The following is a 15,574-nucleotide window of genomic DNA, read 5'->3' on the forward strand; positions in this document are numbered from 1 at the left end:
CACCGGTCGTGCAATCGGCAGGAGTCCGGAGGAGGACAACGTGGCGGTCCAGCAGGACCCCGGCCCCGCACCCGTCCTGGAGGTCGTGGGGGTCGGCAAGAGCTTCGCGGGCGTGCACGCCCTGCGCGGGGTGGACTTCACCCTGCGCCCGGGCGAGGTGCACGCCCTGATCGGCGAGAACGGCGCGGGGAAGTCCACGCTCATCAAGGTGGTCACCGGCGTCCACCGGCCGGACGCCGGCCGGGTCCGGTTCGCCGGCCAGGACCGGGAGTTCCGCAATCCGCTGGACGCCCAGAGCGCCGGGATCTCCACGATCTACCAGGAGGTCAACCTCATCCCGATGATGTCGGTCGCGCGCAACCTGTACCTCGGGCGCGAGCCGCGCCGTTTCGGGCTGACCGACGTGCGCCGGATGAACCGTCAGGCCGCCGAGCAGCTGCGCCGGTTCGGCGTCGAGGTCGACGTCACCCGGCCGCTGCGGACGCTGGGCCTGGGGGCGCAGCAGATGGTCGCCCTGGCCCGGGCGGTGCAGACGGAGGCCCGGGTCGTGATCATGGACGAGCCCACCTCCTCCCTCGAACCCCGCGAGGTGGAGACCCTGTTCGCGGTCATCCGCTCGCTGCGTGCCCACGGCATCGCCGTCGTCTACGTCAGCCACCGCCTCGACGAGCTGTACGCCGTCTGCGACCGGGTCACCGTCATGCGCGACGGCGCGGTCGTGCACACCGGCGAGATGGCGGCCCTCGACCGGCTGAAGCTGATCTCGCTGATGCTGGGCCGCGACCTAGCCGCCGTGCGGGAGAAGGGCGCGACCGCCTTCGACGCCGAGCGCCGTGGCGACGCGGACGCCGAACCGGTGCTCCGCGCGCGCGGACTGAGCGTGCGGCACCGGCTGCACGGCGTCGACCTGGACCTGCACGCCGGTGAAGTCGTGGGCCTGGGCGGGCTGTTGGGTGCCGGGCGGAGCGAGACCGCGAAGGCCGTCGTCGGCGCGCTCGCCACCGACGCGGGCAGCGTCGAGGTGGACGGCAGGCCACTGCGCCGGCCCAGCCCGGCCGCCGCCATGCGCGCCGGGGTCGTGCTGCTGCCCGAGGACCGCAAGGCCGAGGGCATCATCCCGAACCTGTCGGTGCGGGAGAACATCGTGCTCGCCGCCCAACCGCGGCTGTCCCGGGCCGGGGTGGTGTCCCGGGCGAAGCAGGACCAGGTGGTGCGCTTCTTCATGGAGCGGCTGCGGATCAAGGCGTCGAGCCCCGAGCAGAAGGTCAGCGACCTGTCCGGCGGCAACCAGCAGAAGGTGCTGCTCGCCCGCTGGCTGTGCCTGGAGCCCCGGGTGCTGCTGCTGGACGAGCCGACACGGGGCATCGACGTGGGTGCCAAGGCCGAAGTGCAGGCCCTCATAGAGGAGTTGGCCGCAGAAGGTCTCGGCGTCCTGCTGATCTCGTCCGAGCTGGAGGAACTGCTGGAGGGCTCCGACCGGATCGTCGTGCTCAAGGACGGGCGCGTCGTCGGAGAACTCGGTCACGGCCGGCTGACCGAGGAGGCGCTGCTCGACGCCCTGGCCCAGGCCCCGGACGGGGAGCACCCCGAGGACCACGACAAGGAGTCCGCATGACCACCCTCACCTGGGCCGGGGCGGTCCGGGACCGCGACCGGCTGCGCAGACTGCTCCAGGACTACGGCGTCTACGCCGCGTCCGCCGTCCTCTTCCTGGTCGCCGTGGCCCTGGACACCGGCTTCCTGTCCACCGCGAACGTCCGCATCCAGCTGTTCCAGGTCGCCCCCACGCTGCTGGTGGCGCTGGGCATGGCGCTGGTGATCGGCACCGAGGGCGTCGACCTGTCGGTGGGCGCGGTGATCGCCCTCGCCGCGGCCGTCGTGCCGCTCTACCTCGGCTACGGCCTGCCGGTCGCGCTGCTGATCGCCCTGGTGCTGGGGGCGGCCTCGGGGGCGGTGGGCGGCGCCATGGTGGCCTTCACCCGGGTCCAGCCGATCGTGGCCACCCTGTCCCTGATGATCGGCGTCCGGGGCCTGGCGGAGCTGGTCAACGGCAACTCCGCCAAGCCCGTCACTGACGCCGCCCTGCTCTCGCTCGGCGGCGACAGCGTGGCCGGGATGCCGGTCATGGCCTGGCTCGCCGCGGCCTGCGCGGTCGTGGTCGGCTTCACCGTGCACCGCACCACCTTCGGCCGCCGGCTCGTGGCCATCGGCGACAACCGGCAGGCCAGCCGTCTGTCCGGCCTGCCGGTGCGCCGGGTGCTGCTCACCGTCTACATCGTCTCCGGGATCCTCGCCGCCCTCGCCGGGGTGCTGATCGTCGGCCACGGCGCCGAGGCCGACCCCGCCAACCAGGGCCTGAACATGGAGCTCAACGCCATCACCGCCGTCGTGGTCGGCGGCACCCCGCTGAGCGGCGGCCGGGTCCGCGTCCTCGGCACCGTGGCGGGGGCGGTGTTCATGCAGCTGACCACCGCCGTGCTGACCCAGCACAACGTGCCCGCGTCGTACACCCAGATCGTGGAGGCGGCGGTCATCTGCTGCGCCGTCTACGCCTCGCAGGAGCGTGGTACCCGATGAGCCCGACCGTCCTCCCGCCCGCCGCGCCGACCTCCGGTCCGGCCGCCCGCGCAGCGCAGCGGAACACCCAAGTCCCTTGGCGCGAACGGCTCGCGGCCCAGGTCCAGCGGCGGGGCGCGACCGCCGTGCTGGTCCTGCTCGTCGCGGTCGCGTCCGCCGGCTCGGCGACGTTCCCCACCTGGTCCAACATCAGCGGCATCCTCGGCAGCAACGCCTTCGTCTGGCTGCTCGCCCTCGGCATGACGTTCGTGATCATCACCGGCGGCATCGACCTGTCCGTCGGTTCGATGTACGCGCTCGGCGGCGTGCTCGCGGCGTACGGCGCGCAGACCGGCGGGACCTGGCTCGCCCTCCTGCTGCCGCTCGCCGTCGGCGCGGCCTGGGGGACGGTGCAGGGCCTGCTGATCGCCCGCGCCCGGATGGCCCCGTTCATCGTCACCCTGGCCGGGCTGCTCGGGGCCCGCGGACTGCTCCAGGCCGTCACCCACGAGGGCGCCACCACCTACCTGGTCCCGGCCGGGAGCTGGTTCCGCCACCTGGGGGCCGGCGTGTGGACCCCGGTCCTGCTGGTGGCCGCGCTCTTCGCGCTCGGCGGACTGCTGCTCACCCGCACCCGGTTCGGCGCCACGCTCACCGCCCTGGGCGGCAGCGAGAACGCGGCCCTGCTGATGGGGCTGCCGGTGGCCCGCGCCAAGGTCCTCGTCTACCTGCTGTCCGGCACGCTGGCCGCGGCAGCGGGCGCGCTCGGCAGCGCCCGACTGGGCTCCGGGGTCACCACCATCGGCGTCGGCTACGAGCTCACCGCCATCTCGGCCGTCGTCATCGGCGGCACCCTGCTCACCGGCGGCAGCGGCTCCGTCGGCGGCACCGTCAGCGGCGTGCTGCTGCTCGCCGTCATCCACAACCTGATCGACCACTCCTTCTCCCAGTACGGCTCCGCGTTCACCGACACCGTCAACGGCGCGTTCCTGGCCGTGGTGGTCCTGCTGCAGACGCTGCTCAGCAGAACCCAGCAGCTGAACTGACCACCGAAAGGTCCGAGAACCCGACCAGCAGGAAAGAGTGCCGTGGGCGTCAGCCTCAAGGACGTCGCGCTCCGTGCGGGCGTGTCCGTCAAGACCGTCTCCAACGTGGTCAACGACTTCCCGCACGTCGCCCCCGGGACCCGGGCGCGGGTCCAGGAGGCGATCGACGCGCTGGGCTACCGGCCCAACCTGACCGCGCGTCACCTGCGGCGCGGCCGGACCGGGATCATCGCGCTGGCCGTCCCCGAGCTCGGCAACCCGTACTTCGCCGAGCTCGCCGGGGCGGTCATCGACGCCGCCGCCGCGCACGAGCAGACCGTGCTGCTCGACCACACCGCGGGACTGCGCGACAAGGAGGCGCTGGTCTCGCGCGGCTTCCGGGGGCACCTGATCGACGGGCTCATCCTCAGCCCCATCCAGCTGGAGGCCGAGGACCTGACCACCCGTCAGGAAGGGCCGCCACTCGTCTTGCTGGGCGAGCGCGAGTACGACGCCCCCTACGACCACATCGCCATCGACAACGTCGCCGCCGCCCGCACGGCGGTGCGGCACCTGCTGGACCTGGGCCGACGGCGCATCGCGTTCCTCGGCGCCCGGGAGGAGAGCGCCCGCCAGCCCGCCCACCTGCGGCTGCGCGGGTGGCGTGAGGAGATCCTGGCGTCCGGCGGCACACCGGACGAGTCGCTGGTCGCGGCGACGTCGGGGTACGACCGGCGCGACGGCGCGGTGGCCATGCGCGCCCTGCTCGACCTGGGCCGGCGGCCGGACGCGGTCTTCGCCTACAACGACGTCGTCGCCCTCGGCGCGATGCGGGTGCTGACCGAACGCGGCCTGCGCGTTCCGGAGGACGTCGCGGTCGTCGGCTTCGACGACATCGAGGAGGGCCGGTACGCCACGGTGTCCCTGACGACGGTCGCGCCGGACAAGTCCGCCATCGCCCGGCTCGCCGTGGACTGCCTGGTCGAGCGGATCGCGGCCCAGGACGGCGACGCGGCCCCGCCCGCCCGCCGGCTCCGGCCCGGCCATCGCCTGGTGGTCCGGGAGTCCACCGCGGGCCGGCCGGCGGACACGGCGGAGGACCCGGCGCGCCCGCCACCGCCGAGCGTCGCCCGCGCGCAACCCGGTCCGGGCGGACCCTGACGCCCGCCCTGCCCCCGCGCGGCCGGGTAGTGCCCGTGCCAGCCGTGCTCTGCGCTGTTGCTGGGCGGTGCCTGCGGCCGCCCCCCGGCGCTGCCGGGCAGTGCCCGGGCCCGCCTTGCCCTGCGCTGTCGCTGGGCGGTGGCCGGGCCCGCCTTGCCCTGCGCTGTTGCTGGGCGGTGCCTGCGGCCGCCCCCCGGCGCTGCCGGGCAGTGCCCGGGCCCGCCTTGCCCTGCGCTGTCGCTGGGCGGTGGCCGGGCCCGCCTTGCCCTGCGCTGTTGCTGGGCGGTGCCTGCGGCCGCCCCCCGGCGCTGCCGGGCAGTGCCCGGGCCCGCCTTGCCCTGCGCTGTCGCTGGGCGGTGGCCGGGCCCGCCTTGCCCTGCGCTGTTGCTGGGCGGTGCCTGCGGCCGCCCCCCGGCGCTGCCGGGCGGTGGCCGGGCCGGCCTTGCCCTGCGCTGTCGCTGGGCGGTGGCCGGGGCCGCCCTGCCCTGCGCTGTCGCTGGGCGGTGGCCGGGCCCGCCCTGCCCTGCGCTGTCGCTGGGGGCCTGGGCGCACCTTCTGTGGTGCTGTCGGGCGGTGCCTGGGCACGTCCTGACCGCGCGGCCGGCGGTGCCCGTGCACGTTCTGACCGGTGGTCAACCCCCCTGCCCGCACTGAGAGTTCGAGGTGACCATGCCGACCGCGTCCCACCCGTCCCTGACCCGTGCCCCCTTCGGCCGCACCCCCGACAGCATCCCCGTCGAGCTGTGGACCCTCGACAGCGGCACCGGGCTGCGGGCGCAGGTCCTCAGCTACGGCGGCATCCTGCACCGCCTGGAGGTCCCCGACCGGGACGGGCGGCCGGACACGGTGGTGCTGGGCCTGCCGACCGCCGAGGACTACGCCGCCCAGGGCGCCTACCTGGGCGCGCTGGTGGGCCGCTACGCCAACCGCATCGCCGGCGGCGCCTTCCGGCTGGACGGCCGGACCCACCGCATCCCCGCCCAGGACCGTGGCCACGCCCTGCACGGCGGCCCCGACGGCTTCCACCGCCGCCACTGGAGCGTCCGCCCGGGACCGGTGACCGCGGACGCGGCCGGTCTGCTCCTCCGCCTGCGCAGCCCCGACGGCGACATGGGCTTCCCCGGAACGCTCGACGTCCAGGCCGGCTACACACTTCGTCAGGACGGCGTCCTGGCCGTGGAGTTCACCGCCCGCTGCGACCGGCCGACCGTCGTCAACCTCACCCACCACGCCTACTTCAACCTCGGCGGCCCGCACTGCCCGGACGTGCTCGGGCACCGGCTTCAGGTCGAGGCGGACGGCTTCCTGCCGGTGACCGCGGACGCCATCCCGCTGCCCGGAGCTCCGGCGCCGGTCGACGGCACGCCCTTCGACCTGCGCAAGCCGGGTGTGCTCGGGGAACTCCTGGCCGCCCCCGACCCGCAGCTGCACGCCGCGGGCGGCTACGACCACTGCTGGACGCTGCGCCCGGCCGAGCCGGACGCGCCCGGTGGGCTGCGCCGGGCGGCGGTGCTCGCGGAGCCGGGGACGGGCCGGACGATGGAGGTGTGGACGAGCGAACCCGGCCTCCAGGTCTACACGGGCAACGCCCTCGACGGATCCCTGGCCGGGCCGGACGGGCGGGCGTACGGGCGGCACGCGGGCCTGTGCCTGGAGACCCAGCACTTCCCCGACGCGCCGAACCGCCCGGACTACCCCACGACGGAGCTGCGCCCCGGCCAACTGCTGCGCTCCCGCACCGAGTTCCGCTTCCCGGCCCACATCGGGCCCGGGCTCTAGCCGGGCCGTACGCTGCTCTCGCGGACGACGAGGCGGTAGCCCGGGGTCAGCCGCTGGCCGGCTCCGGACTCGCCGTTGGCGATGCGTTCCAGCAGCAGGCTGACCGCAAGCTCCGCGATCTTCGCCTTGTCGGGGGCGATCGTCGTCAGCGAGGGGATCGCGTACTCGGCCTCCTCGACGTCGTCGAAGCCCACCAGCGCGATGTCCTGAGGCACCCTCAGGCCCGCCTCGTGCACCGCGCGCATCGCGCCGAGGGCGAGCAGGTCGTTGAAGCAGAAGACGGCGTCCGGCCGTTCCGGCAGTTTCAGCAGGCGGCGCATGGCCGCCGCGCCGTCCGGGCGGAAGTAGGAGCGAACGGGAGGGAAGAGCACCGGATCGGGCTGGACGCGGGCCTCGGCGAGCGCCTCCAGGTAGCCCTGGAGGCGCTGCTGGGCGGTGGCGCGCGGGGAGGGGTCCTGCCAGCCGATCGCCGCGATCCGCCGGTAGCCCTGTTCCACCAGGTGGCGGGTCGCGTCCCGGGCCGCCGTGACGTTGTCGATGTGGACCCGGTCGGCCACCGGTCCCATGTCCGCCTCGCCCAACAGGACCAGGGGGATGGGCCGTTCACGGGCCACCAGCTCGGCCTGGTCCAGTCCCAGCGGGCTGAGGATCACACCGTCGATCATGGGGTCGCCCAGGCCGGAGGCGATGCGCAGTTCGGCGGCCGGGTCACCGCCGGTGTCGTCCATGAGGACCGTGCAGCCGTGCCGCCGGGCGGCCGCGATGACCTCGACGGCGAGTTCGGCGAAGTAGGGGGAGGGCAGCTCCGGGAACGCCAGGGCGATCACACCGCTGCGGCCGGTGCGCAGCCGACGGGCCATCACGTTCGGCTGGTAGCCGAGCTGTTCGATGGCCTGCTCCACCCGTGCCCGGGTCTTGGCGGCCACCGGGACGCTCCCGTTGACCACGTTGGAGACCGTCTTTATCGAGACCCCGGCGGCCTCGGCCACGTCCTTGAGCCGAGCCGGCGCGGCTCCGCTGTCCTGTGCCCGCATGGCGAACCCCCTCTGCTGCAACGTGAGAATACCGGGAGTTGCGCAACTCGTCGTGCCCTGCGCCGGATGAGGTCCTGAAGCGACCGCACGCAGGCGCGACGTGGGGGAGTTCCGGCCGGAGGAAGTGAGGGTGCCGCCACACGTCGCGACTGACAACGTTGCAATTCTTATTGACGCGGACATCCTCACCCCCCAGACTGCTGGGCGAACGGCGGCCCCGCACGCACATGCCGTGCCCGCCGCCGCGCAGACGACCTCCGGACCCACCCACTGTGAGGAGTCCCTTCGTTATGCGCACCATTCCCCCGACCGGCACGCCGGTCCCCACCGCCCGCTCCCGCTCGTCCCGCCGCTTAACGCTGCCGCGCCGTGCGCTGGCCGCCGTCGTCGGCGTCCTCGCCGTCGTCCTCGCGGCGCTGGTGTCCGGACCGGTCGCCGCCCAGGCCGCCGGCTCCCTGCCCTGCGACATCTACGGCGCCGCGGGCACCCCGTGCGTCGCCGCGCACAGCACGGTCCGCGCCCTGTTCGCCTCCTACAACGGCCCGCTGTACCAGGTCACTCGGGCCTCCGACGGGGCGACCGCGAACATCGGCCTGCTCGCCGCCGGCGGCTACGCCGACGCGGGAGCCCAGGACGCCTTCTGCGGCGGCACCACCTGCCGCATCACCCGGATCTACGACCAGACCTCGCGCCACAACGACCTCACTCCCGGTCCGGCCGGGACCTCCGGCATGGGGGCGGACCGCGGGGCCGACGCGTCCGAGATCGCGGTGACCGCGGGCGGGCACAAGGTCTACGGCGTGTGGATCTCACCCGGCGTCGGCTACCGGTACACCGGGGCCGCGTCCGGCGTCGCGGTCAACGGGCAGCCCGAGGGCGTCTACATGGTCGCCAGTGGCACCCACGTCGGCTCCGCCTGCTGCTTCGACTACGGCAACGCCGAGAGCACCCCGGCCGACACCGGCAACGGGCACATGGACGCCGTGTCCCTCGCCACGACCTGCTACTTCGCGCCGTGCACCGGATCGGGCCCCTGGGTCGAGGCCGACATGGAGAACGGCATGTTCCAGGGCGGCAACGGCTCCAACACGGCCAACGCGGGCAACAGTTCGACGTTCGTGACGGCCGTGCTGAAGAACAACGGCCAGAACAGCTACGCCCTCAAGGGTGGCAACTCCCAGTCGGGGGCGCTCACCACCTGGTGGAACGGTTCGCTGCCGACCCAGGGCGGCTACCTTCCCATGCACCAGGAGGGAGGCATCATCCTGGGCACCGGCGGAGACAACAGCAACTGGAACATGGGCACCTTCTTCGAGGGCGTCATGGTCTCCGGCTACCCCACCGACGCCGCCGAGAACGCCGTCCAGGCGAACGTCGTCTCCGTCGGCTACAGCGGCGAGACCAACGTGCCGAACGGTCCGCAGGGCACCATCACCGGTCCGGGCGGGCAGTGCGTCGACGTCGCCGGGGACGACACCGGGGGCGACCTGACGGCGGTTCAGCTGTGGAACTGCCAGTCCTACGCCGAGGACCAGCACTGGACCCACAACGCGGACGGCTCGCTGTCCACGATCGGCCGGTGCCTGGACATCAACGGCAACGGGACGGCGGCCGGGACCCAGGTGGAGTTGTGGGACTGCAACGGTGTCGGTGGCCAGAAGTGGGTGCAGCAGCCGGACGGTTCGCTGCTGAACCCGCACTCGGGGCGGTGCCTTGACTCGCCCAGCGGGGCCACGGCGAACGGGACGCGGCTGCAGATCTGGGACTGCAACGGCAGCGCCGCGCAGAAGTTCTCCGTCACCGGCGGCGGACCGGCCACCGGGCCCGGCGGCCAGTGCGTCGACGTGGCGGGCGACGACGTCGGTGCGGACGGCACCGCCGTGCAGCTGTGGAACTGCCAGAGCTGGGCGGTCGACCAGCACTGGTACCACCAGTCCGACGGCTCGCTGCGCACCCTCGGCCGGTGCCTGGACATCAACGGCAACGGGACGGCGGCGGGGACCCAGGTGGAGTTGTGGGACTGCAACGGGGTCGGTGGCCAGAAGTGGGTGCAGCAGTCGGACGGTTCGCTGCTGAACCCGCAGTCGGGGCGGTGCCTGGACTCGCCCAGCGGGGCCACGGCGAACGGGACGCGGCTGCAGATCTGGGACTGCAACGGCAGCGCCGCGCAGAAGTTCACGCTGCACTGACGGCCGTCGTCGCATCCTGAAGCAACGGCACGACGGGGCCCGGGCGTTGGACGTCCGGGCCCTCTGCGCGCGGGTCAGCGACGGCGGGCCTCCTGCCCCGGGACCGGCCCGGTGCTGCCGCGGACGACGAGCTGGGTGGCCAGCTCGATGTGGAGGGCTTCGGCCTGGTGGCCCTCCAGCAGCCGCACCAGCGAGGACACGGCGAGCCGTCCCAGTTCCTGCAGCGGCTGGCGGACGGTGGTCAGCTGCGGGGTGGTGGCCCGGCTGACGTCGATGTCGTCGAAGCCGACCACCGACAGGTCGTCGGGGACGCGCAGCCCGCGTTCGGCCGCGGCCTGCAGCACGCCGACGGCCATCTTGTCGTTGAAGCAGACGATCGCGGTCGGCCGCCCGGGCAGGTCGAGCAGCTCGCCGCCGAGGAGGTGGCCGGTGGCCGCGACCGGCTCCCCGCCGCGCACCAACTCCGGTTCCACCAGCGCCCCGACGGCGGCGAGGGCGGAAACGTGGCCGGTCATCCGGGCCTCGCCCGCGGCCAGGACCGGAGCGGCCGTCAGCACGCCGATGCGCCGGTGGCCCAGACCGGTGAGATGGGCCGTGGCCTCGTGGGCGCCGGAGGAGTTGGCCGCCGAGACGGCGAGTACGCCGCGCGGCACCGGCACCCTGGGGTCGATGACGACGAAGGGCAGGCCGGCCGCGCGCAGCGCCTCCAGGTCCGAGGGTTCCTCCGGCGGCAGCACCAGCACCGCGCCCGCGACGTCCCGGCGTGCGGGCAGCCGCCGCAGCACCGCGTCGTGGTAGCCCGCGCCGCCCGCGTCGAGCAGCACCTCACGGCCGTGCAGCCGCAAGGTCTCGGCCACGCTGGAGACGATCGGGCCGAAGTAGTCGGTCAGTTCGTAGGGGCAGCGCAGCAACACCGGGCCATTGCCGCGTGGTTGGGGCCGCGGCGAGGAGACGGCCGGTGCCGCGGGGCCGAGCCGGTCGGCGGCCTCGCGGACCCGGCGCCGGGTCTCCTCGGCCACATGGGCATGGCCGTTGAGCGCGCGGGAGACGGTGGCCGCCGACAGGCCCAGGCGGGCGGCGAGGTCGCGGACCGTGGCCCGACCCGGTGTCCGGTCGGTGTCTGTCTCCTGCACGTGTTCCACGGACCAGAGCATAGGGCAGCGTTTCGCGCGGAGACGGCGCGATGTCTTGACACGTCCGGAACACCCTGGTTGCCTTCATGGAACACATGTTGCAGAGAGCGCTCCCTCATGCAAATGTCCAGCCCAAGGCGGTACTTGGTGCGACGGCTGCATGCTGTCTCCGGGATGTGTCGCACCACTGTTTCAGAAACGCCACCCCCACCTGCGAAGGACCAGCATGAAACGTTTCTCGAAACTGACCGGAAGCGCCCGTCGCGCCACCGGTCCGGCGGCAGCCACCGTCCTCCTGGCAGCCGCGCTCTCCGCCATCGGCAGCGGCAGCGCCCGCGCCGACGTCTCCACCTCCGCCTGGTACAACCTGGTGGCCAACAACAGCGGCAAGTGCGTGGACGCCGCCTCAGCCGCCACCGCCAACGGCACCGCCGTGCAGCAGTACACATGCAACGGCACCACCGCCCAGCAGTGGCAGCTGCGCCCCGCAGCCGACGCCGGCACCTACGTCATCGTCAACGCGAACGGGGCCCAGCCCGCCATCGACGTGGACGGCCCGTCCACGGCCAGCGGCGCCCTCATCCACCTGTGGTCCAACGGCGGTTGGAGCAGCCAGGAATGGCAGCCGGTGCAGGAGAGCAGCGGACGCTACCACTTCGTCAACCACTACAGCGGCCTGTGCCTCGACGTCCCCAGCGCCTCCACCGCGGACTCGGTGCAGCTGCAGCAGTACACCTGCAACGGCACCAACGCGCAGTCCTTCGCACTCAACGTCGTCAGCGGGGGCAGCACCCCGCCGAACAACCCCAACAACCCCGACCTCGGCCCCAACGTCAAGGTCTTCGACCCCTCGATGCCGGCCTCGTCGATCCAGTCCGCCGTCAACTCGGTCTACAGCTCCCAGCAGTCCGACCAGTTCGGCACCAACCGCTACGCCCTGCTGTTCAAGCCCGGCAGCTACAACGTGGACGTGCCCGTCGGCTTCTACACCCAGGTCGCCGGCCTCGGCGCCTCGCCCGACGACGTCTCGCTCACCGGCGGCGGCGTGCACGTGGACGCGGCCTGGTCCGGCGGCAACGCGACGCAGAACTTCTGGCGCGACGTCGAGAACCTCTCCGACACCCCCAGCTCCGGCACCCTCGAATACGCCGTCTCCCAGGCCGACCCGTTCCGGCGCGTGGACGTGCACGGCAGCATGACCCTGGACGACTACACCTCCGGCAACACCAGCAGCAACTGGTCCTCCGGCGGGTTCATCGGCGACTCCCGCGTCTCCGGCCAGATCAACTCCGGCACCCAGCAGCAGTTCCTCACCCAGGACACCACCATGGGCAGCTGGAGCGGCTCCAACTGGAACATGGTCTTCGTCGGTGACAACGGCGCCCCCGGCCAGTCGTTCCCCACCTACACCACCGTCGCCCAGACGCCCACCGTGCGCGAGAAGCCGTACCTGTACGTCGACTCCACCGGCCTCTACAACGTCATGGTCCCGGCGCTGCGCACCAACGCCACCGGCCCGGACTGGACCGGCGGTTCGACCGCCGGAACCTCCATCCCGATCACGCAGTTCTACGTGGTCAAGTCCGGCGACACCGCCGCGAGCATCAACGCCGCGCTCAGCTCCGGTCTCAACCTGCTGTTCACGCCCGGCGTCTACCACCTGAGCGCGCCGCTCAACATCACCCGCAAGGACACCGTGGTCCTCGGCCTCGGCCTGGCCACCCTGGTCCCCGACAACGGCGTCACCGCCATCACCACGGCGGACGTGGACGGCATCGACATCGCCGGACTGATCGTCAGCGCCGGTACCACCAACAGCGGTTCACTCGTGCAGATCGGCCCGGCGGGCTCCTCGGCGAGCCACGCCGCCGACCCGATCACCCTCCAGGACGTCTTCTTCCGCGTCGGCGGCGACGTCGCCGGCAAGGCGAGCCAGTCGCTCGTGGTCAACAGCGCCAACACCATCGGCAGCGACCTGTGGATCTGGCGCGCCGACCACGGCAACGGCGGCACGGTGGGCTGGACCGTCAACACCGCCGCCAACGGCCTGGTCGTCAACGGCGCCAACGTCACCATGTACGGGCTCGCCGTCGAGCACTACCAGCAGTACCAGACGCTGTGGAACGGCAACGGCGGGCGGACCTACTTCTACCAGTCCGAGATGCCCTACGACGTGCCCAACAACGCCAGTTGGACACCCGGTGGCGGCGAGGCCGGCTACCCCTCGTACAAGGTGGCCGACTCGGTGACCTCGCACCAGGCGTGGGGGCTGGGCGTGTACTGCTACTTCAGCACCAACTCCGCCGTGGCAGCGGACCGGGCGATCGAGGTGCCGAGCGGCGGCTCGTCCTTCCACGACATGGTGACCGTCTCGCTGGGCGGCACCGGCACCATCCGCCACATCATCAACGGCGCGGGCGGCCAGGTCTCCAGCGGCTCCACGGTCGCCTACCTCACCGCCGGGCCGTGAGCCCGGCCCGCTGACCTCCTGCGGAGCGCCGGGAGCCGCTCCGCAGGAACCCAACGGCCCCGGCGGCCCGACGGAACCGAGACACGGCCGATGCCGTTCCCGGCCGAGCGGGCACCGGTACTGACGGCCCGTCGGCCGCCGGGGCTTCTCCGCCCTTTCCGTGTGCTCGCGGTTCCGCCCGCCGATCAGCGCCGGTCGGAGCGGCGGCGGCGGAGCGTGAACTGCTCGAAGACCGACAGCTCGCCGTGGGGCTTGTTGACGTTGTAGTAGGTCACGTGCATCCGGGTGGTGTCCCCGGGGAAGCGGCCCGGGTCGACGGTGAACGCGGCGAAGCCGTACGGGTGGTCGGTGTCGCGTACGCCCATCCACACCGCCTGCTCCTTGGTGTAGGTGGCGGTCCGCTTCTGCCCGGCGGGCGCGGAGGCGGCCACGGCGGTGATCACCTTGGCGGTGCCGTCCTTGAAGAACTTCTGGTTCGTGGTGCCGGAGACTCCGCCGCCGCCGAGCACCATGTGCACCGTCCCCAGCGAGGAGTCGATGTCGTCGGTGGCGGTCGAGACCGGATTGGGCGTCAGCGTCTCGCTGCCGGGGACGACGCCGCGCACCGCGAGGGAGCGCTCGTAGTTGTGCTCGTGTCCGCAGAGGACCAGGTCCACGCCGTACTTGTCGAACAGCGGGCCGTACTTCTGCCGCAGACCCAGGTCGGCGCCGTTGGCGTCGGAGGAGCTGATCATCACCTGGTGCATGGCGACGACCACCCAGTCGATCTCGTCACTCGCCCGGGCCGCCTGCAACTCCCGTTCCAGGAAGGCGAGCTGGCGGCCGCCGGAGTAGCCGCTGATGTAGTGGTCGCCGCCGTCCTGCAGGCAGTTGTCGTCGTTCTGCAGGACGATGACGCGCACGGAGCCCGCGGTGAACGCGTACCAGAGGCCGGCCAGTTCGGGGTCGGTCTCGCGGGAGGGCAGCTGGAAGTAGGTCTGGTAGGCGCCCAGACCGATCGGGCCGTTGCCGCTTTCGATCTCGTGGTTGCCCGCCGCCGGCATCCAGGGGCGGAAGCGGGCGGAACGGGAGTTGTTGGCGAAGAAGTTGTTCCAGGTGCGCACTCGGTCCACGTCCAGGTTGGCGTAGCAGAGGTCGCCGTTCAGCAGGTGGAACAGCGGAGCGACCTGCTCGATTCCGGAGACGATGTCCTTCGTCGCCGGGGTGGAGTTGGCGTCCAGCGCGACCGTGCCGTCCGCGGCCCAGGTGACCTGCGGGGCGGACTGGTCGCCGAAGCTGGTGAACGTCAGCGGCGCGCGCCCGCGCGGCGCGGTGCGGAAGCTGCCGCTGTCGGGGGCGGCGCCCTGGTGGGAGGCGAGGTAGACGTAGTCCGTGCCGGGGCGCAGGTCGTCCAGGAGGGCGTGGTGGACGTGGACGGTGCGGCCGGACTTGCCGTCCACGTAGGTGCGCGTCCGCGCGTCGGCGGTGGCACCGAACCCGTGCTCCAGGGTCCCGTAGAGGACGCGGGGGCGGGAGACGGGGCCCTCGGTGATCCAGGAGACGGTCATCTGGCGGCGCGGGTCCGCGCCGAAGGTGAGGTGCACGCCCTGCACCGGGGGAGCGCCGGCGCTGTCCGGCGTGGGCCGGAACGCTGCGGCCGCGACGGCCGCCCCGGCGGGCGCGGCGTCGGCGGTTCCCGCGCCCAGCAGCGGCAGCGCGACGGCCCCGGCTCCGGCGGTGCCCATCAGGCCCAGGGCGTGCCGCCGGGAGAGGCCTCCGGCCTGGTCGGCGGAGGCGGGGGTGGTGGCGGCCACGGGGGTGTCGGGGTTCGTGAGCGGGGAATCCATGGTGCTCCCTTTTTCGAGACGCGTCCGGCCCCCGCACTGTGGCGGCCCCCGGTGGCCGCCTCGTGAATGCCGCCTTGCCTCCGGCCGTGCGTCAGACGACCGGCGATGGGCCGGAGGCCGGGAGGGCAGGTGACCCGACGTCAGGGAGCGCCCGCCCGCGGCCTGTTGTATCCCGGGCTTCCGGCAGGACGGTCGCGCCTTGGGGGTGTTCCGCTCCTGGCGCGGGGCTGCTGCCCGCTGGGCGGCCGGAGGAGCGAGCTCCCGGGGGGACGGGCGGCGGGGGCTGGTGCCCTGCGGCCGGGGGTGTGTTGTTGCCGGGGCTTCGGCCGGGGGGTCGAGGGTTGGGGGCGTTCCGCTTCCCGCGCGGGGCTGCTGCCCGCTGGGGCGGCTGGGGGTGCGGC

At 73.1% G+C, this 15,574-nt stretch carries 10 protein-coding genes; 7 read left to right on the forward strand and 3 right to left on the reverse strand.

Annotation, left to right across the window (positions count from 1 at the left end):
• Positions 1 to 40: 40 nt before the first annotated feature.
• From ACFP3V_RS16665 to ACFP3V_RS16685, 5 genes are all read left to right on the forward strand, one after another.
• Entirely contained in the window at positions 41 to 1,615 is a 1,575-nt protein-coding gene (locus ACFP3V_RS16665) for a sugar ABC transporter ATP-binding protein (protein ID WP_380584103.1), read from the forward strand.
• On the forward strand, positions 1,612 to 2,577 hold the full coding sequence (locus ACFP3V_RS16670) for an ABC transporter permease (protein WP_380584105.1): 966 nt from the start codon (positions 1,612 to 1,614) through the stop codon (positions 2,575 to 2,577). Before ACFP3V_RS16665 ends, ACFP3V_RS16670 begins: the two co-directional genes overlap by 4 nt.
• Entirely contained in the window at positions 2,574 to 3,602 is a 1,029-nt protein-coding gene (locus ACFP3V_RS16675) for an ABC transporter permease (RefSeq protein ID WP_380584107.1), read from the forward strand. The genes ACFP3V_RS16670 and ACFP3V_RS16675 overlap by 4 nt, the downstream gene beginning before the upstream one ends.
• 42 nt (positions 3,603 to 3,644) lie before the next feature.
• Positions 3,645 to 4,742, forward strand: coding sequence for a LacI family DNA-binding transcriptional regulator (locus tag ACFP3V_RS16680; RefSeq protein ID WP_380584109.1), 1,098 nt, complete (start codon positions 3,645 to 3,647; stop codon positions 4,740 to 4,742).
• A 669-nt stretch (positions 4,743 to 5,411) separates the two neighbouring features.
• On the forward strand, positions 5,412 to 6,521 hold the full coding sequence (locus ACFP3V_RS16685) for an aldose epimerase family protein (RefSeq protein WP_380584131.1): 1,110 nt from the start codon (positions 5,412 to 5,414) through the stop codon (positions 6,519 to 6,521).
• Here ACFP3V_RS16685 and ACFP3V_RS16690 read toward each other — a convergent pair.
• Complete coding sequence (locus ACFP3V_RS16690) at positions 6,518 to 7,555, reverse strand: LacI family DNA-binding transcriptional regulator (protein ID WP_380584111.1); 1,038 nt, start codon at positions 7,553 to 7,555, stop codon at positions 6,518 to 6,520. The two genes, ACFP3V_RS16685 and ACFP3V_RS16690, sit on opposite strands and share 4 nt — an antisense overlap.
• Before the next feature lie 290 nt (positions 7,556 to 7,845).
• Between ACFP3V_RS16690 and ACFP3V_RS16695 the strand changes: the two genes are divergently transcribed.
• Complete coding sequence (locus ACFP3V_RS16695; RefSeq protein WP_380584113.1) at positions 7,846 to 9,744, forward strand: arabinofuranosidase catalytic domain-containing protein; 1,899 nt, start codon at positions 7,846 to 7,848, stop codon at positions 9,742 to 9,744.
• 74 nt (positions 9,745 to 9,818) lie between these two features.
• Here the strand turns inward: ACFP3V_RS16695 and ACFP3V_RS16700 are convergent, their stop codons facing one another.
• Positions 9,819 to 10,886, reverse strand: a complete 1,068-nt coding sequence (locus ACFP3V_RS16700; RefSeq protein WP_380584115.1) for a LacI family DNA-binding transcriptional regulator — start codon at positions 10,884 to 10,886, stop codon at positions 9,819 to 9,821.
• A 217-nt stretch (positions 10,887 to 11,103) separates the two neighbouring features.
• Here ACFP3V_RS16700 and ACFP3V_RS16705 point away from each other — a divergent pair, with 217 nt between their 5' ends.
• Positions 11,104 to 13,347 (forward strand): RICIN domain-containing protein, encoded by a 2,244-nt coding sequence (locus ACFP3V_RS16705; protein ID WP_380584117.1) that lies wholly within the window; start codon positions 11,104 to 11,106, stop codon positions 13,345 to 13,347.
• A gap of 185 nt (positions 13,348 to 13,532) precedes the next feature.
• Here ACFP3V_RS16705 and ACFP3V_RS16710 read toward each other — a convergent pair whose 3' ends face one another.
• Positions 13,533 to 15,071: a purple acid phosphatase family protein gene (locus ACFP3V_RS16710; protein WP_380584133.1), complete on the reverse strand. Its 1,539-nt coding sequence runs from the start codon at positions 15,069 to 15,071 to the stop codon at positions 13,533 to 13,535.
• Between the last annotated feature and the right edge of the window lie 503 nt (positions 15,072 to 15,574).

The sequence above is a fragment of the Streptacidiphilus monticola genome, assembly GCF_042658505.1.
In the GTDB taxonomy this organism is placed as follows: Bacteria; Actinomycetota; Actinomycetes; order Streptomycetales; family Streptomycetaceae; genus Streptacidiphilus; species Streptacidiphilus monticola.

What these genes read in the sequence shown, in the direction of transcription:
- ACFP3V_RS16675 (WP_380584107.1), top strand. Translation starts at nt 2,574, where the DNA reads ATGAGCCCGACCGTCCTCCCGCCCGCCGCGCCGACCTCCGGTCCGGCC.
- ACFP3V_RS16705 (WP_380584117.1), top strand. Translation starts at nt 11,104, where the DNA reads ATGAAACGTTTCTCGAAACTGACCGGAAGCGCCCGTCGCGCCACCGGT.
- ACFP3V_RS16695 (WP_380584113.1), top strand. Translation starts at nt 7,846, where the DNA reads ATGCGCACCATTCCCCCGACCGGCACGCCGGTCCCCACCGCCCGCTCC.
- ACFP3V_RS16710 (WP_380584133.1), bottom strand. Translation starts at nt 15,071, where the DNA reads ATGGGCACCGCCGGAGCCGGGGCCGTCGCGCTGCCGCTGCTGGGCGCG.
- ACFP3V_RS16685 (WP_380584131.1), top strand. Translation starts at nt 5,412, where the DNA reads ATGCCGACCGCGTCCCACCCGTCCCTGACCCGTGCCCCCTTCGGCCGC.
- ACFP3V_RS16690 (WP_380584111.1), bottom strand. Translation starts at nt 7,555, where the DNA reads ATGCGGGCACAGGACAGCGGAGCCGCGCCGGCTCGGCTCAAGGACGTG.
- ACFP3V_RS16670 (WP_380584105.1), top strand. Translation starts at nt 1,612, where the DNA reads ATGACCACCCTCACCTGGGCCGGGGCGGTCCGGGACCGCGACCGGCTG.